The following is a 24988-nucleotide window of genomic DNA, read 5'->3' as shown; positions in this document are numbered from 1 at the left end:
ATCTGGTTCTTGCGGATCGGATATTAGAGAACGGGTGGCTTTTAGAAGAAGACGGCATTATAAAATGTTTTGGAGGTGGTTGTGCAGAACAAATTTCGATGCCGCAAGCGGATGAGATCATCAACTGTGAAGGAGATTATGTATCTCCGGGATTGATTGATGTCCATACACATGGAGGCGGCGGGGGAAGCTTTCTGGAGCCGGATTACAGTCAGTTTCAAACGGCTCTCAAAGCGCATCTGTCTCACGGAACCACCACTATTTTACCAACTGCCCTGGGCCGTTCGGCAGAAGAAATATCTGCTATGGCAGGGCTGTGGAGGCGGCTTTCAAAGGAGCGGGGGCTTCCGTTCGTACCTGGATTGTTTATGGAAGGTCCTTACACATCATCAGAGCAGGCTGCCCAGGGAGCCGGATCAGGGATGAAACTGAAAAAAAGGGTAATGGAAGAGACGCAGTGGAGGACGCTGTGGGAGGCTGCACAGGGCAGTGTGATCCGCTGGATGGCTGCACCGGAACTTCCGGGTGCCATGGAGTTTGGCCGCTTTTTAAAGGAGCGAGGGGTGAGGGTCTGCATGGGACACAGTATGGCAGACTACGATACAGCCATGGAGGCCCAAAATAACGGTTATTCCTGTGTGGTTCATTTATTTACTACCATGTCCACAGTAACGAGAACAAATGGGTTCCGTCACGGCGGACTTGTGGAAGCCGGACTATTGTGTGATGATCTGGATGTGGAACTGATCTGTGATGGCTGTCATCTGCCGCCTGAGCTGATCCGACTGGCAGTAAAATGTAAAGGCTACGACCGGATCCTGCTGGTCTCGGATTCGGGACCCTTTGCTGGAACGGATGCTGCGGGAGAGCAGGAGATGATGGGCATGAAGATCATCATTGAAGATGGTGTGGCCAAAATGCCGGACAGAAGCTGTTTTGCGGGAAGTATTGCCTGCGCGGACACCTTGGTTCGCACCTGTGCTGTGAAAACGGGGATTCCGTTATGGGCCGCAGTCCGAATGGCCTCGAAGAATCCTGCAAGGTATCTGGGACTTCAGGGAAAAAAGGGCGAAATAGCCGTTGGAGCAGATGCAGATCTCATTATTTTTGACAATGATATTCATGTAAAGGCGGTTTATCTTGCAGGGGAAGAAGTCAGGAGGAATGGATGATGAAGAAAATAGATATCCATCTGCATGTAGCTTTGGAGGATTGTGCCAGAATCTATAATCATGTGAAATTCAGCGGCTGTGCGGCCATGAAAGAACACTTGTCACAGCTTGGAATTGTACATGCGGTAATCATGTCACTGGAGATTCAGGATGACGCGATGATCTCCAACCATGCAGCTGCTGAGATAGCGAGGCGGTTTCCCGAAACATACAGTTGGTTCTGCAACATTCCAACAGGCGTGAAGGAACCTTATTCTTACTTAAAAAGAATGAAGGAACAGGGGGCAAAAGGTCTGGGGGAGTGGGTAACACATCTTCCGCTCACGCATCCATATATGGAGGAGATTATGGGAGCCTGTGAGGATTTGGAACTGCCAATCCTGTTTCACATCAGCCCGGAACCGGAAAATCAGTATGGCATCATCGATGAGCCTGGTCTCTTTCTGTTAGAGGAGGCGCTGAAGAAATTCCCCCGGTTAATGATGATTGGTCATTCCCAGCCCTTTTGGTATGAAATCAGCAAAAACCGGACAGAAAATGAAAAAGAACGGCAGGGATACCCGGAAGGGCCCGTGGAAGCGGGAGGAAGGCTGATCGATCTGATGGACCATTATCCGAATTTACACGGTGACCTCTCTGCAAACAGCGGCGGAAATGCGATTATGCGTGATCCCCAATTTGGACTTGATTTTATGGAAAAATACCAGGACCGTCTTTTTTTCGGTACGGACATGGCCAATATATCTATGGAGTTCCCACTGGGAAGATGGTTGGATAAAAAAGCGGAAACAGGAAAAATATCCAAAGAAGCATACTCTAAAATCTGCGCAAAAAACGCTTGTAAAAAAATATTAAAGGAGACAATGAGAAATGTATAAGAAAATCGATTTTCATGTTCACTATCTGACAGACCAATACAGACGGTTTTTAATGGATCATTTTGGACCAAAACCGGAGAATTTTAAAACACCGGATTGGGATATTCAAAAACAGTTGGACTGTATGGAGGAGAATCAGATCGTATACGCACTTTTGGGGATTTCTTCCCCGTATTTTTGCTGTGGTGATACAGAAAAAACCATAGAGGCTGTAAGGGAAAATAATAAGGAGATTAGCTCATTGTTAAAGGGTTATGAAAAAAGAATGGGTTACTTAGCAGCGCTTCCGATGCCGGATATCAGACGCTCACTGGAAGAAATAGAGAAGTCGATGGAGGAGGGGGCGAAAGGTTTTACCGTCAACACACATTCTGACGGGATTTACCTTGGCAACCCCATACTTGACCCGATCATGGAAAAATGGGACAGTTTAGGAAGCATTGTACATATCCATCCAACAGAACCATCAGATGTTCCGGAAGATGTCTGTACGGATTTTCCAATTCCAGCCATGGAATTTTTCTTCGATACGACGAGAACTTTTGTAAATATGTGTCTGACCGATGTTTTTGTGAGATATCCTAATATTCGTTTTATCTTTTCACATGCGGGAGCATTTGTTCCTTTTTTGTCAGACCGATTGGATGTGTTTTTTAAGAATTTTACAGTCAACAAACCTGATTTGGAGCAGGCACTAAGACATGTATATTTTGATGTGGCAGGCTACGCGGAACCGAAACAGCTGGATGTGCTTTTGAATGCTGCTTCGGAAGATCACATCCTATACGGAAGCGATTTCCCCCATACAGCTCCCGCGACAGTCAGGAAAAATAGTGAGGCGTTGGAAAATACAGGTAAAATGAGTGAACCATTAAAAGAAAAAATATTTTTGACGAATGGGGAACATCTGTTGTCTTCACTTTAACGGTTGAGTAAAAGACAGCTAGACCGTTTGGGGCGCCGGATATCGGTCGGGTACTTCTCTATCTCGATGACGGAAATTAATTTTCAGACAAGCCCTGGTACTGCATTGCGCAAATGCCGTTGAATTCAGCACTAATGCCATACAGCCGCAGAGAATTTATATCTTTGCAGCTGTGTGGCATTTTTATTACAGGAAGCGCCTCCCGATGATCCGGCAGAGTTATTACATTAAACTTAAGTTTTTTACATTCTGTGGCAATATGGAACGCTGTAATGTTATAATTGAATTTGGATTTGAGCTCCAGCAGGCCGGACGGGGGCTGCAAGAATGTCAATGACGGACCGGAGCTGGAACGTTCTATCCGGGATTTGTCGCAGTATCTGACGCTTTTTAAGGAGTGTCAGCATCGTTCCGGCCGGAATCACCAAGTACAGAGAGGGACTGTTCCCCATCGAACTGTATACGAAGGAGGAGGAGTGAGTGCCGTGTTAAAGGATGCAGATAAGAAGCCTGGTGTACACCGGGGCCGTTATAATATGGATTTTGACCCTGTAAAAGGAGATCCGTACGGAAATATGCAGAAGGCGCGGGAGCATATCGATGCGCTGAAGAACCGGGAGAGGGAAGCGAAGGAGCAGGGAATATAACGAAACATCAGAACGGCCAGATAAAATATCAGCTAAAGAGAAAGGTCAGTTTCTTTTTACAGCGGCCTCTCGTTCTGGTATAATAAAGACCAGAGACAGGAGGTCGCCATGAAAGTTATCCATACTGTGGAATTAAAGCCGGGAAGCTATGAGGAGCAGCTTCCTGATTTTTCGCCGGATTTCCCTTATATCGCTTCCTATGTGGAGTTGGAGAAGCATCTGGGAAAGCAGTCGCCGTGGCATTGGCATAAGGAAGTCGAACTGTTTTATATGAAAGAGGGGGCGGTGGAGTATGATACACCCCAGGGGAAGATCATCTTCCCACAGGGCTCCGCCGGCTTCGTCAACTCCAATGTACTCCACATGTCGCGGGTAAAGGAGGGGGAGAAGACAGCGGTTTCCATGATTCATATTTTCGATCCGCTGCTGGTGAGCGGGCAGACAGGAAGCCGGATTGACCAGAAATACGTGCGGCCGCTCATCACAGCCCCCGGTATCGAGATGATCGGGCTCTATCCGGATCGGCCGGAGCACGCGGAGTTCCTTGCGATTCTCCGGGAATCGTTTGGACTTTCGGAGGATGAGTATGGCTACGAGATCCGCCTGCGGACGCTTCTCTCGGAGCTGTGGTGCCGTCTGCTTGCGATCGCAGAGCCACTTTGCAGTGAAGGCGCCCATGGCAGCAGGCCGAGTGAAAAGATTAAGATGATGATGGTGTATATCCATGAACACTGCGCGGATAAGATTTCGGTGGCGGAAGTTGCGGCAGCCGCCTATATCAGCGAGAGGGAGTGCTTCCGCACGTTTCATGACTGCCTGAAGATGACGCCAGTGGAATATATGACAGATTACCGTTTACAGAAAGCGTGCCATATGCTGGCGGAAGGGAACGACTCCGTCACCAGGATCTGTCAGTCCTGTGGACTGGGAAGCAGCAGTTATTTCGGAAAGGTATTCCGGGAACGCGTCGGATGCAGTCCCATGGAGTATCGAAGTAAATGGCGGAATTATGATATAGATTGACAGTAAGATGATATTTTCCTGAAACAAACTGCACTATAATGATATTGTAATGAGAAGACAACAGATCAGACAGTGCAGGTGTCCGGCGTGCCGGACCGTTTTGTTCAGGAGGGATAGATATGATGAAACTCAGGATTTTAAATATGAAGGAATTTTTGAAAACTGTCAATGGCTGCACGGGCCCCGTTTTTATCGTGGACTCTGATGGAAGAAAAGAAAATATAAACAAAGAATACGGAATCCAGGTTAAGCTTCAGGCGGAATATCAGAGGAACAGGAAGATTCTGAGTCTGTGTCTGGAGGTTCCCACACCAGCGGATTACCTGAGTATTGTGAATTATTATGTGGGCGACTGCTGAACGCCGCCATGGAATTTATCAGAACGCCCGATGTGCTGAAATGGCACACCGGGCTGTTTTAAATCTCCCGGTGAGCCTGGAAAAAGGGCACTGGACGGATAGCGGGCAAAGCGTGTGCGTGATAAAATGAGGTCAGAAATCGAGGATAGAAGTAAAGACAGAAATCGAAAGGAGACAAGAGGATGCACGCATGGGAAGCAATCGACGGAGCACTGGATTTTATTGAGGAACACTTACAGGAGGATATCAGCACGGAGGCGCTGGCACAGTCGGCCGGCCTTTCCCCGTTCTATTTTCAGCGGCTGTTCAAGCGTCTGACGGGACGGCCGGTATTGGAATACGTTAAGATGCGGCGTCTGGCTATGGCGGCTTCCGTGTTGGCCGACAGGGAAAAGCGGATTCTGGATGTCGCGGTGGAGTATGGATTTTCCAGCCATGCCGCATTTACAAGGGCGTTTAAGGAGGCCTATGGCATCTCGCCGGAGGAGTACAGGAAGGACTGGCCCATGCTCAACACGTGTGACAAGCCGGAGCTGTCCATGAGATATCAGCTGGTGGATGAGGGCGTGCCGCTGATCGCGGGTGATATCGTTCTGGAGATCGAGCGGAGGCGGCTTGCGGTTCCCGAAGCTTATCTGGGAATGGAGACTGCCGTGGAGATGAAGAGGCAGGTGCCGGCGGGGGAGAGCACCGGAATCGATGTCCCGGGGCAATTGTGGAAATCATTTCATGAAAAGAAACCATCTGTGGATGGACTGGCGCCGGATGGGCCGGAGATGGGGATGTCGCATATGGCAGATCCGGAGGCGGGGACATTTCTCTATTTTGCCGGGGCCCTGGCGGAGGGGGACGCAGAGGCAGCAGGAATGGAAGTAAATACAAAGTCGAAAGCGGCAGAGGCTTCCACGCTTGTGAAGCGGGAACTGCCTGTGGGAGAGTATCTGGTATGCAGAATCGAGGCGGAGACGTTTGAAAAACTGGTGACCATCGCGCTGGATCAGGCGGGAAAATACTTATTCGGAACGTGGCTGCCGGCGCATGGCCTGACAACACTGCCGTTTTCAGCGGAAAAGTACTACAGAAGCAATGAATCCGATCTTTATATGGAGGTGTGGGTAATGCCGCTGCCCCTCCAGGATTAGGAATCCAGGTGAGAATACCGTCTGTATCAGAATTCCGTTCAGCAAAAAAGGTCGAGAGTATTTTTCTGATTTTTTGTATGATAATCGTGTCAGATACATCAGTAAGTTCGAGAAGAAACTTTTAGGTGAAGATGACAAAAATGCACACAGGCGGTTTCAAGCCGCCGATGAGTGCACACAACAGGAGGAGACAGTTATGAAGGAACAGGCAGAGGCGGTTCAGAGGATGCAGGACTATATTCAGGAGCATTTAAAGGAGGCGGTTACGCTGGCTGATTTATCCAGGGTATCGCTGTTCTCGCCGTGGCATTCCTACCGTTTGTTCCGGCAGTGGACGAACCAGACTCCGGCCGACTATATCAGGCGGCTGCGCCTCTCTGAATCCGCGCTGAAATTGAGAGACGAGCAGTGCAGAATCGCAGATGTGGCGTTTGAGTACGGGTTCGGAAGCGTGGATGGATACCAGAGGGCGTTCTTCCGGGAGTTTGGCTGTAATCCGCGTGAATACGCCGGGAATCCGGTTCCTTTGTATCTGTTTACCCCGTATGGCGTCAAATACAGAGAGATCAGAAAGGAATGGAACGCAATGGAAAATGTGAAAAATGTGTTTATTCAGGCAATCGACAAACCGGAACGCAAGGTGATTATCAAGAGAGGGGTGAAGGCGGCGGACTACTTCCCCTACTGTGAAGAGGTGGGCTGCGATGTATGGGGACTCTTAACCAGCATGAAATCCCTCTGCGGGGAACCCGTATGTCTATGGCTTCCGGAGGCCTTGCGCAGGCCCGGGACCTCTGTCTATGTACAGGGCGTGGAGGTCACCATGGATTACGACGGTCCAGTTCCGGAAGGCTTCGATGTGATCGAACTCCCTGCGGCAAAATACCTCATGTTTCAGGGGGAACCCTTCGAGGAAGAAGACTACTGCGCAGCGATCGAGGCAGTTCAAACAGCGATTAAGAGATATGAACCATCGGCCGCGGGATACCGGTGGGACAGCGAAAACCCCCGGATTCAGCTGGAGCCGGTCGGCACCAGAGGATATATTGAACTGCTCCCGGTGAAAAATCTTTAAAAACAGGAAGAGACGGACAAAAGGTGACGCGCAGCGGTCACCTTTTGTGTTGCAAAAATGGCGGACGGAAAGATGATAAACAGGCCATTCCTCCTGAGATTGGAAGCCCTTCCAAAGTTCTTGACAGACATAAACCATCGTGATATGTTTAATCAGAATATTTCTTATTAACTGAGAGAACCAGGAAATTAATTCCGGGAGGGCCACGTATGGAACGCCATAAAAAGTCACTGAAACTAGGCGCCAGATTCAGTATTCTGGCTGGTGTCCTGCTGTGTGCTAGCACAGCTTTTGTTATTATTCTCTGTGGAATCATTTTCCACAGGCAGTTCATGGACATGCTGAAGGCAGAGTGTGTGCAGGGAACGAATCTGCTGAATTATGAGCTTTCGAAGGCGGAAAACGGGGATCGGGACAGGACGCTGCTTCTCGATGAACTGAAGGCTCAGACCGGTTACGAGTATACGATCTTTCAGGGAGATAAGCGGACAGCCACCACGATCATCAAGGATGGGGAGCGCGTTACCGGAACGACGCTGGATCCGGCAGTTGCGGAGATAGTCCTTTCAGAGGGGAAATCATTTGTCGGAGAGACCTCGATTCTGGGTGTTCCCCATGTCTGCTCCTATGTACCGGTGTATGGAGCGGATGGGACGGCTGAAGGGCTTATTTTTTCGGGAGTCTCAAGTTATGAAGCGAAGTCCACGATGTACCGAGCGCTGTGGGCCATGGGGCTTGCGGGGCTGATCTGCGCGGCGGCGGGCGTGGGACTGATTCTGTTTTTCGCAAAGAGAGCCATATCGCTTCCCTTTGCCAGCCTCAGGAAGTTTGCCCGCACAGTGGAACAGGGAGATTTTGGAATCGCCTCCCATACTCCTGTGGTATCTGGAATTACGTCGGGAGATGAGATCGGAGAGCTGGCGGGAACCTTAGAACTCACCGTAAAACGGCTGAGAGAGTATATCGGAGAGCTGGCATACGTGCTGGAACGCATATCGGCCAATGACTTAACGGTGAGTCCCACACTGGATTACGTCGGGGATTTCAGCTCCATCCGGGAATCTCTGGTTCATATTACGCTGCGGTTAAATCATACGCTGGAAGAGATTGTACGGTCGTCCGCCCAGGTGGCAGATGGAGCCGGTATGGTGGCAGACGGCGCCATGACGCTGAGTGAGGGGGCCCAGGAGCAGGCCGCTTCGGTGGAGGAACTGGCGGCGACGCTGGAAGCCGCATCGGATGAGGTTGACAACACCGCGCGCAACGCAGGCGAGGCCAGTCTCGTCTCCCAGGACGCGGTCCGGGTGCTGGAGGCGGGAAAGGCTCAGATGGAACAGCTGACGGCTGCCATGAATGATATCACACACGCTTCCGAAGAAATTGAGCGAATCACAAAGGTGATCGAGGATATTGCCCTGCAGACGAATCTGCTGGCGCTGAACGCCGCCGTCGAAGCCGCGCGGGCCGGGGAGGCGGGCAGAGGCTTTTCCGTGGTCGCGGAGGAAGTGAGGAGTCTGGCGGGAAAGAGCTCCGCGGCTTCCAGGGATACAGCGAAGCTGATTGAGAATGCCAACACGGCGGTCAGAAAGGGCAGAGAGATCGCCTCTGCCACAGCCGAAGCTCTGGAGCAGGGCGTGTCTGCTTCCAATCAGGCGATGGGACTGGTGCGGGAGATATCGGCCGCGTCGGCCCAGCAGGCGGAGCACATCAGGCTCTTACGCAGCGGCATGAAACAGATTGCCGAGATCGTGCAGTCCAATTCGGCAACTGCCGAGGAGGAAGCGGCGGCCAGCCAGACGCTCTCTGCCGAAGCGAGAAGATTAGACGGTATTGTGGCCGCCTTTCAGCTCAAACGCGATAATATGATGGAATAAGGTGACAGGAGGCAGTGCTATGGAAATAAAGCTTTTAAACGACGATTTCTCGGTTTGTAAAATCCGGGACCTGTCAGGAGTCAACCTGACGGATTCGTTTTATTTTATCGGGAAAACGGATGAGGAATTATCACTGGTGTGCAGAACGGAGCATGTTCCGGAGGAGACGACGGACAGAGAGGATGGCTGGAAGGCATTTCGGATCGAGGGAGTGCTGGATTTTTCCCTGATTGGAATCCTGGCGGATATATCGGCAGCCCTGGCGAAGCATTCGATCGGTATTTTCGTTGTTTCCACGTATAACACCGATTACGTTTTGACGAAGAAAGAAGATTTCCTGCGGGCGGCGGAAGCGCTCGCGGAGAAGGGCTATCTGGTGAAATAGGGAAAGGGGCGGCGGACGCGAGTCTGCCGCCCCTTTCTTACAGGGCAAAATAATATATTAAGACAATGAAAAAGGATCAGCCGGGGGAGCTGGTCCTTTTTTCGGAGAAGGTATTTCGTTTCTTATGGGGTGTAGCAAAAACTATATAATGTATTGGGGGGGTTTACGATTATTAATATACACCATAACCCCTACAAAAGTGTTCACAAACTTCAGGAAATTTCAAAGATAAAATTGTGCGTTTTACCAGTAAAAAAATATTGATTGTCGGAAATGGATAAAAACACACTGATTTTATTGACTGTGATCCGTCATTTAGACGCTTTGCAGAGGACGGCTGAAAGGTAATCTTCCTTTTGCGAGACTTTTGCCTCTTAAGGTCTCTGCCATCAACTTGGCAGTGATACCCCTCATCTCCTTTTCCTCCGATTGTAAGGAGTCCGGAAAAAAGTTTCAATCACCAGATGGAACGGAACTGATTGGATAAGCAATAAAATGCGACAATTAGTTGCTTATCCATATAGAATGTGCTATTCTGCTCGTACCAGGCTGCTATTCTTGCACGTAAGCGGCCAAAAGACGCCCGCTAAGTGCTCATAGCGAGCCACTCCACTAGGTTCGTGAGGGACCTCACCAAGTGGAGATGACATGCATCGCACGTAAGCGGCCAAAAGACGCCCGCCAAGTGCTCATAGCGAGGAGGAAATGGCATGAATCAGCAGGATTTGCGTGTGATTAATAACGAAGAAGAACATAGAAGAGTCATTTCTGCGGCTGCTGGAAAAGAAGTCCTTTTCCGAGATCACGGTGCAGAATATACTGGATGAGGCGCTGATCAACCGGTCCACCTTTTATAAACACTATTCGGACAAATACGATCTGGCCAGACTGCTGTCGGACCGGATGTTTCAGGAGTTTCAGGATATGCTGGAAAATCGTTTTCCGGCATCGGAGAACAGGGAAGTATATGAGACTATCGATATGATTTACGAGGTGCTGTATGATAAACGGGAGGCATTCATTGCAGACAAAACAGGATTCGCTGCAGCTATAACATAAATGTAAAGAACATGGGGAGAAGCTATGAAATATTTTGGAACAGGTTTGAGTGAAAAACATAAAGAACTGGGAACGATCATACGGAAAGCAAATCGTTTGGATGACGCGAAGCGCCTGTTTTCAGAGCTTCATGGCGCCCTGCATCTTTCGGAGGTGTCGGGGAGAGAGGAGAATGAGCTGGACCGGCTGACCGGAGACCTGGAGGATCCGGAGTATGCGGTGATGGTGACATCAAAGGATGAGACCATCGCCTGGGCACTCTGGCATATTGCCAGGCTGGAGGATTTGACCATGAATCTTCTGGTCTCCGGAGGGGAACAGGTATGGAACCGGGAGTGGGCCCGGCGTCTGGGAACGGCAGTTGCAGATACCGGCAACGCGATGAGTGACGATCAGATCATGGCGCTCAGCAAGGCGCTGCGCCCCGCCGAACTGCTGCAATACAGGAGCGCGGTCGGCAGAAGGACGAGACAGATCGTGGAAGGATTGACGGCCGATGATATGAAGCGGGAGGTCCGAAAAGAAGACTTAAAACGGATACGGGAGGAAGGCGGCGTCACAGCACAGGAAGAGTCGGTCTGGCTTCTGGATTATTGGGAAAAGAAAGACGTGGCAGGGCTTTTGCTCATGCCGCCGACACGGGACCCCATGCTGCATTTAAACGACTGCTGTAAATGGAAACAGCAGATACGGTCGAAGAAAAAGTTTTATAGAAGCTGAATGAAAAAATTATAACCGGCCTGTAACGAATCGGGATTCTGCAACACTAATTAACAGAGAGGAGGAAACACATATATGGATTCCATGGAACAGATCTATTTATCACACGCGAGAACAGTATATGCCTTTCTCCTGACGAAGACACAGAATCCGGATCTGGCGGAGGAACTGACCCAGGAAACATTCTATCAGGCGGTGAAAAGCATCCATAAATTCAAAGAGCAGAGCAGCGTATCTACCTGGCTCTGCGGCATTGCGCGGAACGTATGGTTCGATTATCTGCGGAAGCAGAAGGGCAGGGCCGATTTCGAGGAAGCGGAAGAAATTGCAGTCCCCTCCGCGGAGGAGGAAGTGTTTTGTTCCTGGGATCAGCTTTCGGTCATGAAACTGCTTCATCATCTGGAGGACCCCATGCGGGAGGTGATGTATCTGCGCCTGACCGGCAGCCTGACCTTTGGCCAGATCGGAGAGATCATGGGGAAGAGCGAGAACTGGGCGAGAGTGACTTTCTATCGGGGAAAGGAAAGAATTGTAAAGGAGGCGAAGGAAAATGAAACAGAACATACCCTGTGAAATGATCCGCGATCTTCTTCCACTGTATGTGGAAGGGCTGACGTCCGAGGAGAGCAGCAGGCAGATCGAGGCGCATATGGAGACCTGTGAGGACTGCCGCGGCCGGTATCTGCGGATGAAAGAGGACCTTGGACGTGAGACGGATGTAAAACAAAAGGAAAATGAACGGGAAATTGATTATTTGAAAAAAATCAGGAAGAGCAATCTGCGAAAAGTACTTTTAGGCATTGGCTCCGCATTCGCCGCAGTCCTGCTGGCCCTGTTTTTAAAGCTGTTTGTCATCGGATACCCGGTGGATTCCTATCTGGTGACGTATGCAAATGTGAACGAACACGTGCTGTCGGTTGGAGGCGTCTTTTACGATTCCGCCTCTGTGTACCGGAGGTATAAACTGGTTGGAGAGGATGATGGAAATACAAAACTGGTGATTTATGCCTGCCTGCCGTCTGTCTGGAACAGGAGCGGAGTATTTAACCTGAACATTGATCTGGCGGAGGTGGGAACGGATCTTTCCATCGATGGAATGACTGTGATGCAGGACGGAACCATTGTAAGCAGGCAGGCAAATGAATTGTTCGCTGCAAAGCATCCGTATGTGGGAGATATGTCCGCTAACGGCAGAGTCGCGCAGCTGCTCGGAATCGGTAAGGCGCTTGGCAGCTTTAAAAATGAGCTTCAGACTTCGGAGGAACCGTATGGATGGACATTGAACTTTGAGAACAGCGCGGCGAATTCAGCTGTATTTGAAGAGCAAATGAAGGGATACGCCTGTGTCCTGATAGCTCTGACCGGGAATCTGGGAGAGGTCAATTGGACGTACACGGTCGAACTGGAAGACGGGCCCCAGGTAAGACAGGGGACTATGACCAGGGAAGCCTGTTCTGAGTGGGCGGGAGACCCCATTGAGACATTTGCAGAGAGTCCGGAAGCGGTTCAGAGGCTGCTTGATCTGACCGGTGTTACGCAGGATTAATAAATGCAAAAAGTATATCCGAAAGCCTGGAAAAGAATTTAAACTGCTGCCCGGACATCGACGGCTGCAAGTACTGCTATATTCACAAAGGCGATGCTAGTACTGCTTTGCATAAATTCCTACGTAATAGCACCCGCTATCTACGCCAGGAGCACGCCTGCGAAGCTAGCCGTAGGGTCCACTACGACGTCGCTTCGCAGACGCACACCTGACGCAGATATCAGGCACTATTACTTAGTTATTTATGCAAAGCAGTACTAGAAAAGGGATCAATACGGACGAGGTGGTCCGGACGGATAAATTCTTTGCGCCCATTGAGAAAAAGAAGAACGGCGAATACAAAATGAAGCCGGGACAGGTGGTATATCTCTGCTTCCAGTCCGATTTTCTGGTGGAAGAGGCTGATGCGTGGCGGGAGGAGTGCTGGATGATGATTCGTCAGAGAACGGACCTGCATTTCCTCTTTCTGACGAAACGAATTGAACGATTTATGGATTGTATTCCTCCCGACTGGGAAAATGGATATGACAATGTGACGGTCTGCTGTACGGTAGAAAATCAGGCAAGGGCCGATGAACGGCTTTCCATCTTTTCCGGCCTTTCGATCAGGCATAAAAATATCATCTGCCAGCCGTTGATTGAAAGGATCGATATCCGGCCGTATCTATCCGGGGTTGAGCTGGTGGTGGCCGGCGGCGAATCCGACCGGAATGCCCGGCCGCTGGATTATGAGTGGGTGCTCTGGCTGAGACAGCAGTGTATGGAAAGCGGGATTCATTTTGAATTCAGGCAGTGCGGGACTCATTTTATCAAGGATGGTAAACGATACACACTGGCGGTGAAGGACTTGGGAAGCCAGGCACGCAAGGCAGGGATCAATATCTGGTACAGCGTATCATAAGTCCTTGTGCATATAGCACCTGCTGTGGGATACCATACGATTAAAATGGCAAAAGTCGGATCAGGCGTGTAAGATTTGACGGCCGATGAAGCTATGAGAGCACTCTATGGAAAGATTGGAGGAATGACGAATGACGCGGATATTTTTAGTAGAGGATGACAGGGAGATTGCGAAAAACCTTACGCTTTTGCTTTGCTCGGAGGGATTTACGGTCACCCACGCCCCTACGCGGGAGGACGCATTTGCCGCAGCAGACGGCAATAAATTTGATCTGGCGCTGATTGATATTGCGCTGCCCGATGGAAATGGTTTTACCGTATATACAAAGATCAAGGAGACCCAGGATATTCCAGTGATCTTTCTGACTGCCTCGGGCGATGAGACGAGTGTTGTCACAGGGCTTAATATGGGGGCTGACGACTATATCACCAAGCCTTTCCGCCCGCGGGAGCTGATCGCGCGGATCGGGACTGCGCTGCGGAAAAACGGACGCAGCGGGGCGGCATTTGAAATCTGCGGGCTTTTCGTCGATATGGCGGGCGGCGTTGTGAAAAAAAACGGCCGCGAGGTTTTCCTCTCTGCGTTGGAGTACCGTTTACTGCTGGTGTTTGTTAACAATCCCAGGAGTATTATCACGAGAAGCAGGCTGCTTGATGAATTGTGGGACGCGGCGGGCGAATTTGTCAATGATAATACATTGACTGTGTATATCAAGCGGCTGCGGGAGAAGATAGAGGATGATCCAGCAAATCCGCAGATTATTCTGACTGTCCGCGGAACCGGGTATCGAATGGGGGGCGGAAATGTTTCGGAATAAGGAGTTTCGGCAGTTTGTCATGGTGTTCGTCCTGACGGCAGCCGTCACGGTAGCGCTTGGATTTACCATCAACACGGCGGCCGGAATTCTTACCGCCGTTTCGGCTTCTGTCTTCGGCATCGCCTTTTTCCTGTTTACGAAAGCCAGATACAGACGTATTGCACGGCTTTCCAATCAGATCGATCTCGTGCTGCACAATGCCGACCGTCTGGATCTCGACGAACTGGAAGAGGGCGAGCTGTCTATTCTCCACAGCGAAATAACGAAAATGCTGCTGCGCATTCGGGAACAGAACGAGGCGCTTAAAGATGAAAAAATGCATCTTGCCGATTCGCTGGCCGATATCGCCCATCAGCTCCGCACACCTCTTACGTCTGCAAATTTAACGCTTTCCCTGCTGGAGAAAAATCCGGATGAAAACGAGCGGAGGGCCTTTATTCGGGAAACAGAGGAACTGCTGGTGCGTATGGACTGGCTGATCACGTCTTTGCTTAAATTGTCCCGTCTGGACGCGGGCGTCGTGGTATTTCAACGAGAGCCGGTTGACGTAAACGACCTCATAAGCACGGCAATTCGGCCCCTGCTGATCCCTATGGAACTGCATGGGATTGTGGTGCAGAGAGAGGTGCGTGCAGATGCCAAGACGGCATTCCCCGTAATCATACAGGGTGATCCGGGCTGGCTGGCGGAGGCAGTACAGAACATCCTTAAAAACTGTATGGAAAGCACGGGGGATCACGGAACGATTGAGATTGTCTGTACGGATACGGTTCTGTTCACTGAAATTACGATTCATGACAGCGGCGCGGGATTTGAAAAAGAAGCTCTGCCTCACATATTTGAACGGTTTTACAGCGGAAAAAGCGCAAACAGGGCGGGATATGGGATCGGGCTGGCTCTCTGCAGGATGATTATCATCCGGCAGGGAGGGACGATTACTGCAAAGAATCATCCGCAGGGAGGCGCGGTATTTACCATCCGTTTTCCAAAGTGACGGATCTCTCACTGAAAAGTCACAGAGATGTAAGGTGAATTCTCTATTATATGAGTATACCATGAGGAAGGAGGCTCACATAATGGAGCTTTTAAAAATTGATAATCTATGCAAGGTCTACGGCAGGGGCGAAAATCAGGTCACTGCCCTTGACCACGTTTCACTCACAATCGAAAAGGGCGAGTTTGCCGCGATCATAGGCCCCTCCGGCTCCGGCAAATCGACACTGCTCCACATCATCGGCGGCGTGGATGTGCCGACCAGCGGAAAGGTGTATTTAGACGGGCAGGATGTGTATGCGGGAAACAGTGAAAAGCTGGCCATTTTCCGCAGGCGGCAGGTGGGGCTGATCTACCAGTTTCACAACCTCATTCCCACCCTGAATGTGGTGGAGAATATTACCTTGCCCATCCTGATGGACAAAAGGAAGGTCAACGAGGAGCGACTGGAGGAATTGCTGGAAATGCTCGGTCTGAAAGACCGGAGAACGCATTTGCCTAATCAGCTGTCCGGGGGGCAGCAGCAGCGGGTCTCCGTTGGGCGCGCGCTGATGAATGCGCCGTCTGTCTGCCTGGCCGACGAACCGACAGGCAGTCTGGACAGTCACAACGGCCATGAGATCATCAATCTGTTGAAATTAAGCAACAAAAAATACCGGCAGACCCTCATCGTCGTCACGCACGATGAAAATATCGCCCTGCAGGCAGACCGCATCATCGGTATCTCGGATGGTAAGGTAGTGCGGGACGAGAGGATGGTGTGATGATGAATATCTTTCACAAGGTCACCCTGCAGAGCATGAAAAAGAGCCGCACGCGGACAATTGTCACCGTGATCGGGGTAATTCTGTCCGCGGCTATGATCACGGCTGTCACGACGTTCTCCGTTTCCCTCCTGAACTACATGATTAAGGGCGCGACAGTGAAATATGGCGGATGGCACGTCGAGTTTTTGGATGTGGATTCCTCATTCGCGGAGGAGCGGGCCCGGGACGACGGAGTGGCTGGCGCGGCGATATCCGAAAATATTGGCTATGCGGAGCTGAAAGGCGGGAAAAATCCCAACAAGCCCTATCTCTTTATTACGGGATTCAGCAAAGAGGCTTTTGACACGGTTCCCATTGAGTTAGTCTCCGGCAGACTGCCTGAGAACAGCGGGGAGATTCTGGTCCCGGCCCATGTCGCGGCAAACGGCGGCGTTACTTATGCAGTGGGGGACACGCTTTCGCTTGCCATCGGAAGCCGTATGGCTGGGGAAGGCCGTCTCGGCCAGCATGATCCCTTTTCTGCCAGAAATGAGCCGGGGAAGGCAACTGAAAACTTTGTGCCTCAGGAAGAAAGAACCTATACGGTTGTCGGCATCTGTGAAAGACCGGCTTTCGAGGAATTTACTGCGCCGGGTTATACTTTGATAACGACAGAAGACACAGCAGCAGGTCTGACGGCAGGCCGGACAGATCAGGCGGCCAGCTTAAGCATCTTTGTCACACTTAAAAATCCGGGAAAAGTCCAGGCTTATATTGAAAGGTCTGCGGGGCAAAGCGCATATGTCCTGAATGACAATGTGCTGCGTTTTCTGGGGGTGTCCAGCGATCACCTGTTTAATATGCTTTTATATTCCGTCGGCGGAATTTTGATGGCCTTGATCATGACAGGTTCGATTTTTCTAATTTACAATTCCTTTACCATCTCGCTGAACGAACGGACGCGCCAGTTCGGGATTCTGGCATCGGTGGGGGCTACGGCCGGCCAGCTGCGGAATTCGGTGCTGTTTGAGGGGCTCTGTATCGGTGCGGCTGGTATTCCCATCGGTATCCTTGTGGGCCTTGGCAGCATTGGCCTTGTAATATCCTTTGTGGCCGAGAAGTTCAAAAACTTCGGCTACAGTGCCGTGTCTCTTTCGCTGACTGTGTCCGGTACAGCCATAGCGGGGGCGGCGGTGATCAGTCTGGTCACAATTCTGTTTGCCGCCTATATTCCGGCCAGGAAGGCCGCGGCCAGACCTGTGATGGAAAGCATTCGCCAGACCAATGAGATCAAAATCGAATCGGGAGCCGTGAGAACATCAAAACTGACGCAGCGCCTCTGCGGCCTGGAGGGAACGCTGGCTCTGAAAAATTTTAAAAGAAATAAGAAGCGCTGCCGCAGCATCGTGCTTTCCCTCTCTTTAAGCGTTATTCTGTTTGTCTCGGCCAATGCTTTTGGAAGCTGCCTGAATCAGGGAGCGAAGCGGTCCGTGGTAAATACGGATTTTGACATCTGTTTTTCGTCGCCGAAAATTGATGAAAATGAATTATTCCGTCTTTACGGCAGGCTTAAAACTGCGGATGGGATCAAAGAAAGCTCTTATCAGGCGCTTATGTCATATTCCTGCGCGGTCAGGGCCGGCGACTTGTCAGACGAATACCGGAAATACATGGGGTATGAGAATCCGGATGAGACAGTCACACTGCCGATGGATATCCAGTTCATTGAGGACAGAGAATTCCGTAATTTTATCGAAAGCCTGGGATTGTCTCCGGAAGAATATACCGGCCAGAATGCGAAAATGATTGCCGTAGCGAAGCAAAAATCAGATGAGACGAAAAGCGGCCGGAGCGGGCTGGTTAATATGTTTGTGGGTGATTCCGTGAGCGGATCGGTCACCCCCGGAGCCGAACCGCCCGGGGAGAGGAAGGGGAATCCATCGGCAGACAAAGAGAAGCAGATAAGTATCACCTTCGTCGATACCATACCTCTCGATACGCTTCCAAAGAACTCTTCCGATGTGAAGCCGTTTATCTTTATGATCGTCGCACCATGGCAGCTAAGAGAACAATTTGTATCTCCAGATGCGGGGGAGATAATGGGACTGACCTTTCTGTCGGATAAGCCCTCGCAGGTGACGGCGGAGATGTCGGAAATGATTCAGGAAGCGGGAATTGGAACCGATTACGCCCTGTATAATGTGAATCGGATGTTTGAAGAAAACCGCAGCATTCTATTTGTTATTAACGTGTTTACGTATGTTTTTGTGATGATGATTTCGCTGATTGCGGCGGCCAATGTGTTCAACACGATTTCTACCAATATCAAGCTGCGCAGGCGGGAGCTTGCCATGCTCCGGTCGGTAGGAATGTCTGACCATGATTTCAATAAGATGATGAATTTTGAGTGTGCCTTCTACGGTATGAGGACGCTGCTGTTTGGGCTGCCGGCGGCGGGAATCTGCTCCTGGCTGATCTACTGCGGCATGGCTTACGGGGGAGCGGACGTAAGCTTCGTATTTCCATGGGCAAGTATGGCAGTCAGCGCGTTCAGTGTGTTCTTTATCGTGTTTATCACAATGGTGTCTGCAGTCGGAAAATTAAAGAAAGAGAATATCATTGATGCGCTTCGAGATGATATGACTTAATAAAAGAACAGGGCCTGGTTTTCCGCCAGGCCCTGTTTTGAAAAAAGTTTGATTGTTCTGTTCTGCAGTGCAGTATGTCGTGCCACAGTGCAGTATGTCGTACTACAGATCCAGTTTTAAATCCCCTTCCCTGATCCAGCCGGCTTTCCTTAAAAATTCTCCGAAGACCAGCGTCAGAACGGCGGGAAGCAGGAAGCAGACCAGCAGAATTCCGATCCACATTCTGGCGCCGCCGCCCATGGCGGTATAGACGCCAATGGGGCCTACCAGCCCGCAGGTTCCCATGCCGGAGGCTGTCTCGATGTTCTTCATCTGGAAGATCACCGTGGCGACCGGGCCGGTTACGAGGGAGGCCAGCGTGGGCGCGATCCAGATTTTCGGATTCTTCACGATGTTGCCCATCTGGAGCATGGAGGTGCCGAGCCCCTGGGCCAGCAAACCGCCCCAGCCATTTTCCCGGAAGCTTAAAACGGCAAAACCGATCATCTGGGCGCAGCAACCGGCCGTGGCCGCGCCGCCTGCCAGACCGTCGAGCGCCAGCATAATACAGATAGCGGCGCTGCTGATCGGCAGCGTCAAGGCGATCCCGATGAGGCCGGATACCAGGATTCCCATGAAGAAGGGCTGCATCTCCGTGGCTGTTTTTACAAGATTTCCGAAGGCGGCCATAAAGGCAGCCACACCCGGCCCTACAAACTGAGCGATCAGGACGCCGGAGATGATGGTGACGCCGGGGGTTACGATGATGTCGACACGGGTTTCCTTCGATACGATCTTTCCGAGTTCTGCTGCCACGACGGTGGCTACCAGTGCGCCGACCGGTCCGCCCAGCTCGTTGCCGGCGATCCCGACGGTAGCGGCGGAGAATAAGACCAGCTGCGGCGCTTTCAGCGCGTAAGCGATCGATACTCCCAGAGCCGCGCCGGTCGCACTTTTTGCGTAGCCCGCAATGGTGCCAAACAACGCGACACCGGTCTTGTCGCCCAGCGTTGCAAAGATGGTGCCGATCAGCAGCGAGGCAAATAAGCCAAATGCCATGGCACCCAATGCATCAATGAGATAGGTCTGGACGGTGATGTTGACGTTTTTACGTTTCAAAAACTCTTTCACGCCTGTTTTTTCCATGTTAGAAATCTCCTTTATGTATTTGTCTGTTACAGGTGCACACATTTGGCGAAAATGCCAAAGCAGTTAGTTATGTATTTTACCATAGAACTGGAAAATTGCAAGAATAACATGAAAAAGGATCAGCCGGGGGAGCTGATCCTTTTTTCGGAGAAGGTATTTCGTTTCTTATGGGGTGTAGCAAAAACTATATAATGTATTGGGGGGGTTTACGATTATTAATATAACTCATTTCTACAAAAAAGTGTTCACAAACTTTGGGAAAATCAAAAAGAAAAATTGTGCGTTTTACCAGTATAAATATATTGGTTATAAAAATTAGATAAAAACAGCGTGTGCAGCGGTGAGGATAGGTCATAATGTACCAGGAATGTACCAGGTTCTATATGAGGGCTTTTTCTCATAAAGATTACTTAACTACTTTATCAGATCTTTTGAGGAAGCTATTTTATGAATAATACTCCGTATAGTATCCATGCGAATCCGGACTCCATACCGGTTATCCATTCGAACTGGTATCCTCCGGCCGCCGTCACTGAAAAAAATCTTCAGTACGCGCAGATCCTCATGCCGGACTTAGCTGCAGCGGTCAGCGAAATGACCACGGTACACCAATATCTGTATCAGTCCTGGACTGCCGGCAGTAATTATAATAAAGAGTCCGGCAAGTTGGACTCGCGCGCCTTACATAAAAACATACGCCGTGTGATCCAGCGTATCGCTGTGGTTGAACAACACCATTTTACCATTATCGGACAGCTTATTACTCTTCTGGGCGGCCAGCCGGAATGTCGTTCGGTGGAGCCGTGTTCATACTGGCGCGGAAATATGGTAGATTACAGCTGCGATATCCGTACCGTGCTGGCGACAGACGCCGAGTCCGAGAAGTTCGCCGCCCAGGCATATGCCGATCAGTCTCAAAAGATCAAGGACCCTCAGGTATCAAAAATGCTCGCGCGTCTGTCTCTGGACGAGAAGCTGCATTATAAAATATTCAGTGATTTTTTATCGCAAATCTAATCAGATATTTTTTGCCGCTCTGGAAAAGGGGCGGCTTTTTTCTTGCAAATCACTATTTTTTCGATCACAGTCGTTAAAAAGAGGACTTGTGTCCTTTTTGCATCTACTTTTTGCCTAAAAAATGGCTCATAAAAATGTGATATTTTCACAAAGTGGATAATATTTCCTTGAAAAAGGACATAAGTCCTTTAAAAATGAAAAAACCATTGCTACAATGTGATTATTCCAAAAACAAAAGAGACATAAGGTCCATTGAAAAAGAAAGAGGTGGAATGCATGAATAAGGTTTTAGACATTGTGACATCGAAGGGACTGACGTATGAACAGAAGGTGGTGGCCCTGGCCCATGCGGCGGAGAACAGTCTGGAGGTACTGGAGATACCGGAGAAGACCCGTCACTATATGGAGACCGGAGCCATCTGTGACCTGGACGAAGGCCATGCGCCGTACCGGCCGAGATATATCATGCCGGATTACGAAGCAGCGGTAAAAAAAGGGTGTGAATTTCTGCAGCTTGACCCGCCGAAGGATCTTGACGAGGTGATTCAGTTCCTGGAGATTTTGTACCGCCATGTGCCCTCCATTACCAGTTATCCCGTTTATCTTGGCAGCATCGACCGCCTGATCGAACCGTTTCTCGAAGGTGTGAGCGATGAGGAAGCGGAGAAAAAGCTGAGATTGTTCCTGATTTATCTCGACCGGACCATTACCGACGGGTTCTGCCATGCAAATCTGGGCCCGGAGGAGACGAGAACCGGACGGATCATCCTGAAGCTGGAAAAAGAGCTTCAAAATGCGGTTCCGAACCTGACACTGAAATATGATCCGGATATTACGCCGGACTCCTACGGGGAACTGGCGCTCTATACCTCCCTTTACTGCGCGAATCCGGCCATCTGCAACCACCGGATGCACAAGGATACGTATGGGGACTACGGCATTTCCAGCTGTTACAACATTCTGCCCATTGGAGGCGGCTCCTACACACTGACGAGAATCGTCCTTCCGAAGCTGGTTCCTGAGGCAGAGAGCAGAGAACAGTTTCTGACGGAGACCCTTCCGGACTGTCTGCACCGCATGGGGGACTATATGAACGAGAGAATCCGGTTCCTCGTGGAAGAATCGAATTTCTTCGAGACCTCGTTCCTTTCCAGAGAGGGTTTTATTTCCAGGGATAAATTCCTTGCCATGTTCGGAGTCGTGGGGCTGGCGGAATGTACCAATCTGCTGATGGACGACCCGGACAAGATCTACGGAAGCGATCAGGAAGCGGACCAGCTGGCAGACCAGATCATGCAGGTCATTGCGGAATATGCGGAGACATCGAAGGCGCTTTACTCGGAGGTATTTCATGACCATTTTGCTCTCCACGCGCAGGTGGGAATCGACTCGGACCACGGAATTACGTCCGGAGTGAGGATTCCGGTTGGAATGGAACCGGAGCGCATGTATGACCACCTTCGCCACAGCGCGCGTTTCCACCGCTTTTTCCCGACCGGCTGCGCGGATATCTTTTCCTTTGACCCAACCGGCAGAAATAATCCGGCGGCCATGCTGGATATCGTAAAGGGGGCATTTTCCCTGGGAGATAAATACATAAGTTTTTATGCGTCGGACAGCGATTTAGTCCGGATTACCGGCTATCTGGTGAAACGGAGCGAGATGAAAAAGTATTACGAGGGCGAGGCTGTGCTTCAGAATACGGTGTATCTCGGCGGAGATAACTACCGGAACGCACATCTGGAAAACAGGAAGGTGAGGGCGCTATGAGCATGGTCCCTCCCGAGGCCGTGATTAATAAGATTATTCCGTTGAGCGTTGTGGACGGTCCGGGCTGCCGCACCTCCGTATTCGTCCAGGGCTGCAATATCGCCTGCGCCTATTGCCACAACCCTGAGACACAGCAGCTGTGCAGCGGCTGCGGCCTCTGTGTCAGCCAGTGTCCGGCGGGAGCGTTGTCGATTCAGGTAAATGGAGGAGACGAGCCGGAGGGCGGAGAAGCACGGAATGGCGGAGCAGTATCGAAGGAAAATAAGCAAGACAGAGTAATCTGGGATGAGAGCCTGTGCGTGCAGTGCGATACCTGTATTCGCGTCTGTCCCAGCCACGCGTCTCCAAAGGTGCGCCGGATGAGCGCAGATGACGTGTGGAAGGAAATTGAAAAAAACATGCCGTTTATCCAGGGAATCACCGTTTCCGGAGGTGAATGCACCCTGTATCCGGAGTTCCTCACAGAACTGTTCCGGCGGGCAGGAAAAGCGGGGCTTACCTGTTTCCTGGACAGCAACGGCTGTGTGGATTTGTCCCAATATCCACAGCTCATGCAGGTGACAGATCAGGTGATGTTAGATGTAAAGGCGTGGGATCACAAAGTCTTTGGACGGCTGACAGGCGGAGATGTTTCCATAGTAAAGAAGAATCTTAAATATCTGGCGGAACACGGAAAATTATTCGAAGTGCGGCTGGTATGCCTGGACTCGGAGCACGAGGGGGAAAACCGGCAGGAACGGGTTCCAGAAGTGGATATGGAGGCGGTCATCGCAGGCGTATCCCGGGAAGCAGCTCCCTATTTAAAGGAATTCCGGCTGAAGCTGATCACCTTCCGTCAATATGGAGTGACTGGAAGTCTTAAGGAGGCGAAAAGTCCGTCCCGGGAACGCATGGAAGCGCTTAAGAATTTGGCGGTCAGATACGGGTTTCAGGATATTCAGATTGTATAAAGGATCGTACAGGGTAAAAAACTATACGTGACTATAAATTAAAAAATGCAGATGGAGGAATTGGCATTATGAAAATCAGAAAAAGAATTGTATTTGGATTAACGGCGGCAATGGCACTGTCTCTTACAGCATGCGGAGGCGTAAAGACAGGAAGTACAACAGCGGAAAGTGCAAAGACAGAGAACACAGAAAATACAGGCGGTGGGACATCGGAAGGCAAGAGCAGCTTTTCTGTTGCGATGATCACGGACACGGGCGGAATCAACGACCAGTCCTTCAACCAGTCGGCATGGGAAGGTCTGACCGAGTTAAAAGAAGAAAAAGGAGTAGAAGTTAACTATATTGAATCAAAACAGGCGTCGGATTTCGTTACGAACCTGGAGAGGCTGGGAGACAACGGCGCCAACCTTTTATGGGGCGTGGGCTACGCCTGTGCGGATGCAGTACTGGAAGCAGCGGACAGCAATCCGGATATTCAGTATGCAATTATTGACAATGCCTATGATGATACGCCGGACAACGTAACGGGAGTAATGTTCCGGGCTGAGGAACCCTCCTTTATGGTCGGTTACGTGGCGGGCCGTATGACGGAGACCGGCAAGGTCGGCTTCGTGGGAGGCATATCTTCCGGTCTGATTGACCAGTTCCAGTACGGTTATGAGGCGGGCGTCAAGTACGCGGCAAAGGAACTGGGCAGGGATATCGATATTTCCGTTCAGTATGCGGAAAGCTTCAGCGATGCGGCGAAAGGAAAAGCCATTGCCACAAAGATGTATTCAGACGGCTGTGACGTGATTTACCATGCCGCAGGCGGAAGCGGAACCGGCGTGATCGAGGCTGCAAAGGAAGCGGACAAATGGGTAATCGGCGTGGATAGAGACCAGGCTTACTTAGCGCCGGAAAACGTTCTGACATCAGCGCTTAAGCTGGTTGGTAAAGCTGTTAAGGAAGTTTCCATCGAAGCAATGGAAGGCGAAACGATTGGCGGACAGACACTGACATTCGGCTTAAAGGAGGACTGTGTAGGCATTCCGGAAGAACACGGCAACATGGCGGACGGCGTTTATGAGGATACGCTGAAGGTAGCGGAATCCATCAAAAACGGGGAACTGGTTCCGCCAACCACAAAAGAAACGTACGAAGCATTCATAGCAGAATAGGGACGAATGATTTTACACCGCAGTACCAGCAGGGCTGCGGTGTAAAAATGAAA

24 protein-coding genes and 1 pseudogene are annotated in these 24988 nt (G+C 50.5%); 24 read left to right on the top strand and 1 reads right to left on the bottom strand.

What is annotated here, in order from left to right; all coding sequences use genetic code 11:
* Positions 1-98: 98 nt before the first annotated feature.
* The 20 genes and pseudogenes from DFR60_RS16820 to DFR60_RS16725 all read left to right on the top strand — a co-directional run bounded on the left by DFR60_RS16820 (position 99) and on the right by DFR60_RS16725 (position 18910).
* On the top strand, positions 99-1172 hold the full coding sequence (locus DFR60_RS16820) for an N-acetylglucosamine-6-phosphate deacetylase (RefSeq protein ID WP_110323933.1): 1074 nt from the start codon (positions 99-101) through the stop codon (positions 1170-1172).
* Positions 1169-2050: an amidohydrolase family protein gene (locus DFR60_RS16815; protein ID WP_243005102.1), complete on the top strand. Its 882-nt coding sequence runs from the start codon at positions 1169-1171 to the stop codon at positions 2048-2050. Before DFR60_RS16820 ends, DFR60_RS16815 begins: the two co-directional genes overlap by 4 nt.
* Positions 2043-2975 (top strand): amidohydrolase family protein, encoded by a 933-nt coding sequence (locus DFR60_RS16810; RefSeq protein ID WP_110323931.1) that lies wholly within the window; start codon positions 2043-2045, stop codon positions 2973-2975. Before DFR60_RS16815 ends, DFR60_RS16810 begins: the two co-directional genes overlap by 8 nt.
* 320 nt (positions 2976-3295) lie before the next feature.
* Positions 3296-3449, top strand: a pseudogene (locus DFR60_RS30920) (radical SAM protein); the annotation flags it as partial.
* Between the two features lie 11 nt (positions 3450-3460).
* Positions 3461-3622, top strand: coding sequence for a hypothetical protein (locus tag DFR60_RS30465; protein ID WP_167437629.1), 162 nt, complete (start codon positions 3461-3463; stop codon positions 3620-3622).
* A 108-nt stretch (positions 3623-3730) separates the two neighbouring features.
* Positions 3731-4645, top strand: a complete 915-nt coding sequence (locus DFR60_RS16800; RefSeq protein WP_110323930.1) for an AraC family transcriptional regulator — start codon at positions 3731-3733, stop codon at positions 4643-4645.
* 119 nt (positions 4646-4764) lie between these two features.
* The gene (locus tag DFR60_RS16795; RefSeq protein ID WP_110323929.1) at positions 4765-5004 is read left to right on the top strand and encodes a ribonuclease HII; all 240 of its coding nucleotides are present in this window, start codon (positions 4765-4767) and stop codon (positions 5002-5004) included.
* Between the two features lie 182 nt (positions 5005-5186).
* Positions 5187-6146, top strand: a complete 960-nt coding sequence (locus tag DFR60_RS16790; RefSeq protein WP_110323928.1) for an AraC family transcriptional regulator — start codon at positions 5187-5189, stop codon at positions 6144-6146.
* A 196-nt stretch (positions 6147-6342) separates the two neighbouring features.
* Positions 6343-7221, top strand: coding sequence for a helix-turn-helix domain-containing protein (locus tag DFR60_RS16785; RefSeq protein WP_110323927.1), 879 nt, complete (start codon positions 6343-6345; stop codon positions 7219-7221).
* A 209-nt stretch (positions 7222-7430) separates the two neighbouring features.
* A complete protein-coding gene (locus tag DFR60_RS16780; protein WP_110323926.1) occupies positions 7431-9095 on the top strand; it encodes a methyl-accepting chemotaxis protein in 1665 nt (554 codons plus the stop codon).
* A 19-nt stretch (positions 9096-9114) separates the two neighbouring features.
* On the top strand, positions 9115-9480 hold the full coding sequence (locus tag DFR60_RS16775) for an ACT domain-containing protein (protein ID WP_110323925.1): 366 nt from the start codon (positions 9115-9117) through the stop codon (positions 9478-9480).
* 807 nt (positions 9481-10287) lie between these two features.
* Positions 10288-10539, top strand: a complete 252-nt coding sequence (locus DFR60_RS16770) for a hypothetical protein (RefSeq protein WP_243005101.1) — start codon at positions 10288-10290, stop codon at positions 10537-10539.
* 24 nt (positions 10540-10563) lie between these two features.
* Positions 10564-11259: a DinB family protein gene (locus tag DFR60_RS16765; RefSeq protein WP_110323924.1), complete on the top strand. Its 696-nt coding sequence runs from the start codon at positions 10564-10566 to the stop codon at positions 11257-11259.
* A gap of 75 nt (positions 11260-11334) precedes the next feature.
* Positions 11335-11832 carry an RNA polymerase sigma factor gene (locus tag DFR60_RS16760; protein ID WP_110323923.1) on the top strand — a complete coding sequence of 166 codons (498 nt, stop codon included), beginning with the start codon at positions 11335-11337 and terminating at the stop codon, positions 11830-11832.
* Positions 11810-12805: a zf-HC2 domain-containing protein gene (locus tag DFR60_RS16755; protein WP_110323922.1), complete on the top strand. Its 996-nt coding sequence runs from the start codon at positions 11810-11812 to the stop codon at positions 12803-12805. Before DFR60_RS16760 ends, DFR60_RS16755 begins: the two co-directional genes overlap by 23 nt.
* 244 nt (positions 12806-13049) lie before the next feature.
* On the top strand, positions 13050-13706 hold the full coding sequence (locus DFR60_RS16745; RefSeq protein WP_110323921.1) for a DUF5131 family protein: 657 nt from the start codon (positions 13050-13052) through the stop codon (positions 13704-13706).
* A gap of 130 nt (positions 13707-13836) precedes the next feature.
* Positions 13837-14523 carry a response regulator transcription factor gene (locus DFR60_RS16740; protein WP_110323920.1) on the top strand — a complete coding sequence of 229 codons (687 nt, stop codon included), beginning with the start codon at positions 13837-13839 and terminating at the stop codon, positions 14521-14523.
* Positions 14510-15517: a sensor histidine kinase gene (locus tag DFR60_RS16735; RefSeq protein ID WP_110323919.1), complete on the top strand. Its 1008-nt coding sequence runs from the start codon at positions 14510-14512 to the stop codon at positions 15515-15517. The genes DFR60_RS16740 and DFR60_RS16735 overlap by 14 nt, the downstream gene beginning before the upstream one ends.
* A gap of 82 nt (positions 15518-15599) precedes the next feature.
* Entirely contained in the window at positions 15600-16280 is a 681-nt protein-coding gene (locus DFR60_RS16730) for an ABC transporter ATP-binding protein (RefSeq protein ID WP_002601366.1), read from the top strand.
* A 2-nt stretch (positions 16281-16282) separates the two neighbouring features.
* Entirely contained in the window at positions 16283-18910 is a 2628-nt protein-coding gene (locus tag DFR60_RS16725) for an FtsX-like permease family protein (protein ID WP_110323960.1), read from the top strand.
* Between the two features lie 102 nt (positions 18911-19012).
* On the opposite strand, the gene DFR60_RS16720 is transcribed toward DFR60_RS16725, so the two are convergent.
* The gene (locus DFR60_RS16720; protein WP_110323918.1) at positions 19013-20035 is read right to left on the bottom strand and encodes a PTS sugar transporter subunit IIC; all 1023 of its coding nucleotides are present in this window, start codon (positions 20033-20035) and stop codon (positions 19013-19015) included.
* 450 nt (positions 20036-20485) lie between these two features.
* Between DFR60_RS16720 and DFR60_RS16715 the strand changes: the two genes are divergently transcribed.
* The 4 genes from DFR60_RS16715 to DFR60_RS16700 all read left to right on the top strand — a co-directional run bounded on the left by DFR60_RS16715 (position 20486) and on the right by DFR60_RS16700 (position 24935).
* A complete protein-coding gene (locus DFR60_RS16715; protein ID WP_110323917.1) occupies positions 20486-21055 on the top strand; it encodes a ferritin-like domain-containing protein in 570 nt (189 codons plus the stop codon).
* 276 nt (positions 21056-21331) lie between these two features.
* Positions 21332-22825, top strand: a complete 1494-nt coding sequence (locus DFR60_RS16710; protein ID WP_110323916.1) for a YjjI family glycine radical enzyme — start codon at positions 21332-21334, stop codon at positions 22823-22825.
* Entirely contained in the window at positions 22822-23775 is a 954-nt protein-coding gene (locus DFR60_RS16705; RefSeq protein ID WP_110323915.1) for a YjjW family glycine radical enzyme activase, read from the top strand. Before DFR60_RS16710 ends, DFR60_RS16705 begins: the two co-directional genes overlap by 4 nt.
* A 68-nt stretch (positions 23776-23843) precedes the next feature.
* Complete coding sequence (locus DFR60_RS16700; protein WP_110323914.1) at positions 23844-24935, top strand: BMP family ABC transporter substrate-binding protein; 1092 nt, start codon at positions 23844-23846, stop codon at positions 24933-24935.
* The last annotated feature ends 53 nt before the right edge of the window (positions 24936-24988 follow it).

Origin of the sequence: Hungatella effluvii (assembly GCF_003201875.1) — a bacterium.
GTDB lineage: Bacteria > Bacillota > Clostridia > Lachnospirales > Lachnospiraceae > Hungatella > Hungatella effluvii.
Note: the sequence above shows the minus strand (reverse complement) of the source record. Positions and strands in the feature narration are given on the sequence as shown.

Coding starts and splice junctions, on each gene's coding strand:
- DFR60_RS16720 (WP_110323918.1), bottom strand. CDS start 20,035: ATGGAAAAAACAGGCGTGAAAGAGTTTTTGAAACGTAAAAACGTCAAC.
- DFR60_RS16725 (WP_110323960.1), top strand. CDS start 16,283: ATGAATATCTTTCACAAGGTCACCCTGCAGAGCATGAAAAAGAGCCGC.
- DFR60_RS16780 (WP_110323926.1), top strand. CDS start 7,431: ATGGAACGCCATAAAAAGTCACTGAAACTAGGCGCCAGATTCAGTATT.
- DFR60_RS16810 (WP_110323931.1), top strand. CDS start 2,043: ATGTATAAGAAAATCGATTTTCATGTTCACTATCTGACAGACCAATAC.
- DFR60_RS16730 (WP_002601366.1), top strand. CDS start 15,600: ATGGAGCTTTTAAAAATTGATAATCTATGCAAGGTCTACGGCAGGGGC.
- DFR60_RS16705 (WP_110323915.1), top strand. CDS start 22,822: ATGAGCATGGTCCCTCCCGAGGCCGTGATTAATAAGATTATTCCGTTG.
- DFR60_RS16765 (WP_110323924.1), top strand. CDS start 10,564: ATGAAATATTTTGGAACAGGTTTGAGTGAAAAACATAAAGAACTGGGA.
- DFR60_RS16755 (WP_110323922.1), top strand. CDS start 11,810: ATGAAACAGAACATACCCTGTGAAATGATCCGCGATCTTCTTCCACTG.
- DFR60_RS16790 (WP_110323928.1), top strand. CDS start 5,187: ATGCACGCATGGGAAGCAATCGACGGAGCACTGGATTTTATTGAGGAA.
- DFR60_RS16820 (WP_110323933.1), top strand. CDS start 99: ATGCCGCAAGCGGATGAGATCATCAACTGTGAAGGAGATTATGTATCT.
- DFR60_RS16745 (WP_110323921.1), top strand. CDS start 13,050: ATGCAAAGCAGTACTAGAAAAGGGATCAATACGGACGAGGTGGTCCGG.
- DFR60_RS16815 (WP_243005102.1), top strand. CDS start 1,169: ATGATGAAGAAAATAGATATCCATCTGCATGTAGCTTTGGAGGATTGT.
- DFR60_RS16710 (WP_110323916.1), top strand. CDS start 21,332: ATGAATAAGGTTTTAGACATTGTGACATCGAAGGGACTGACGTATGAA.
- DFR60_RS16715 (WP_110323917.1), top strand. CDS start 20,486: ATGAATAATACTCCGTATAGTATCCATGCGAATCCGGACTCCATACCG.
- DFR60_RS16785 (WP_110323927.1), top strand. CDS start 6,343: ATGAAGGAACAGGCAGAGGCGGTTCAGAGGATGCAGGACTATATTCAG.
- DFR60_RS16700 (WP_110323914.1), top strand. CDS start 23,844: ATGAAAATCAGAAAAAGAATTGTATTTGGATTAACGGCGGCAATGGCA.
- DFR60_RS16795 (WP_110323929.1), top strand. CDS start 4,765: ATGATGAAACTCAGGATTTTAAATATGAAGGAATTTTTGAAAACTGTC.
- DFR60_RS16760 (WP_110323923.1), top strand. CDS start 11,335: ATGGATTCCATGGAACAGATCTATTTATCACACGCGAGAACAGTATAT.
- DFR60_RS16735 (WP_110323919.1), top strand. CDS start 14,510: ATGTTTCGGAATAAGGAGTTTCGGCAGTTTGTCATGGTGTTCGTCCTG.
- DFR60_RS16740 (WP_110323920.1), top strand. CDS start 13,837: ATGACGCGGATATTTTTAGTAGAGGATGACAGGGAGATTGCGAAAAAC.
- DFR60_RS16775 (WP_110323925.1), top strand. CDS start 9,115: ATGGAAATAAAGCTTTTAAACGACGATTTCTCGGTTTGTAAAATCCGG.
- DFR60_RS16800 (WP_110323930.1), top strand. CDS start 3,731: ATGAAAGTTATCCATACTGTGGAATTAAAGCCGGGAAGCTATGAGGAG.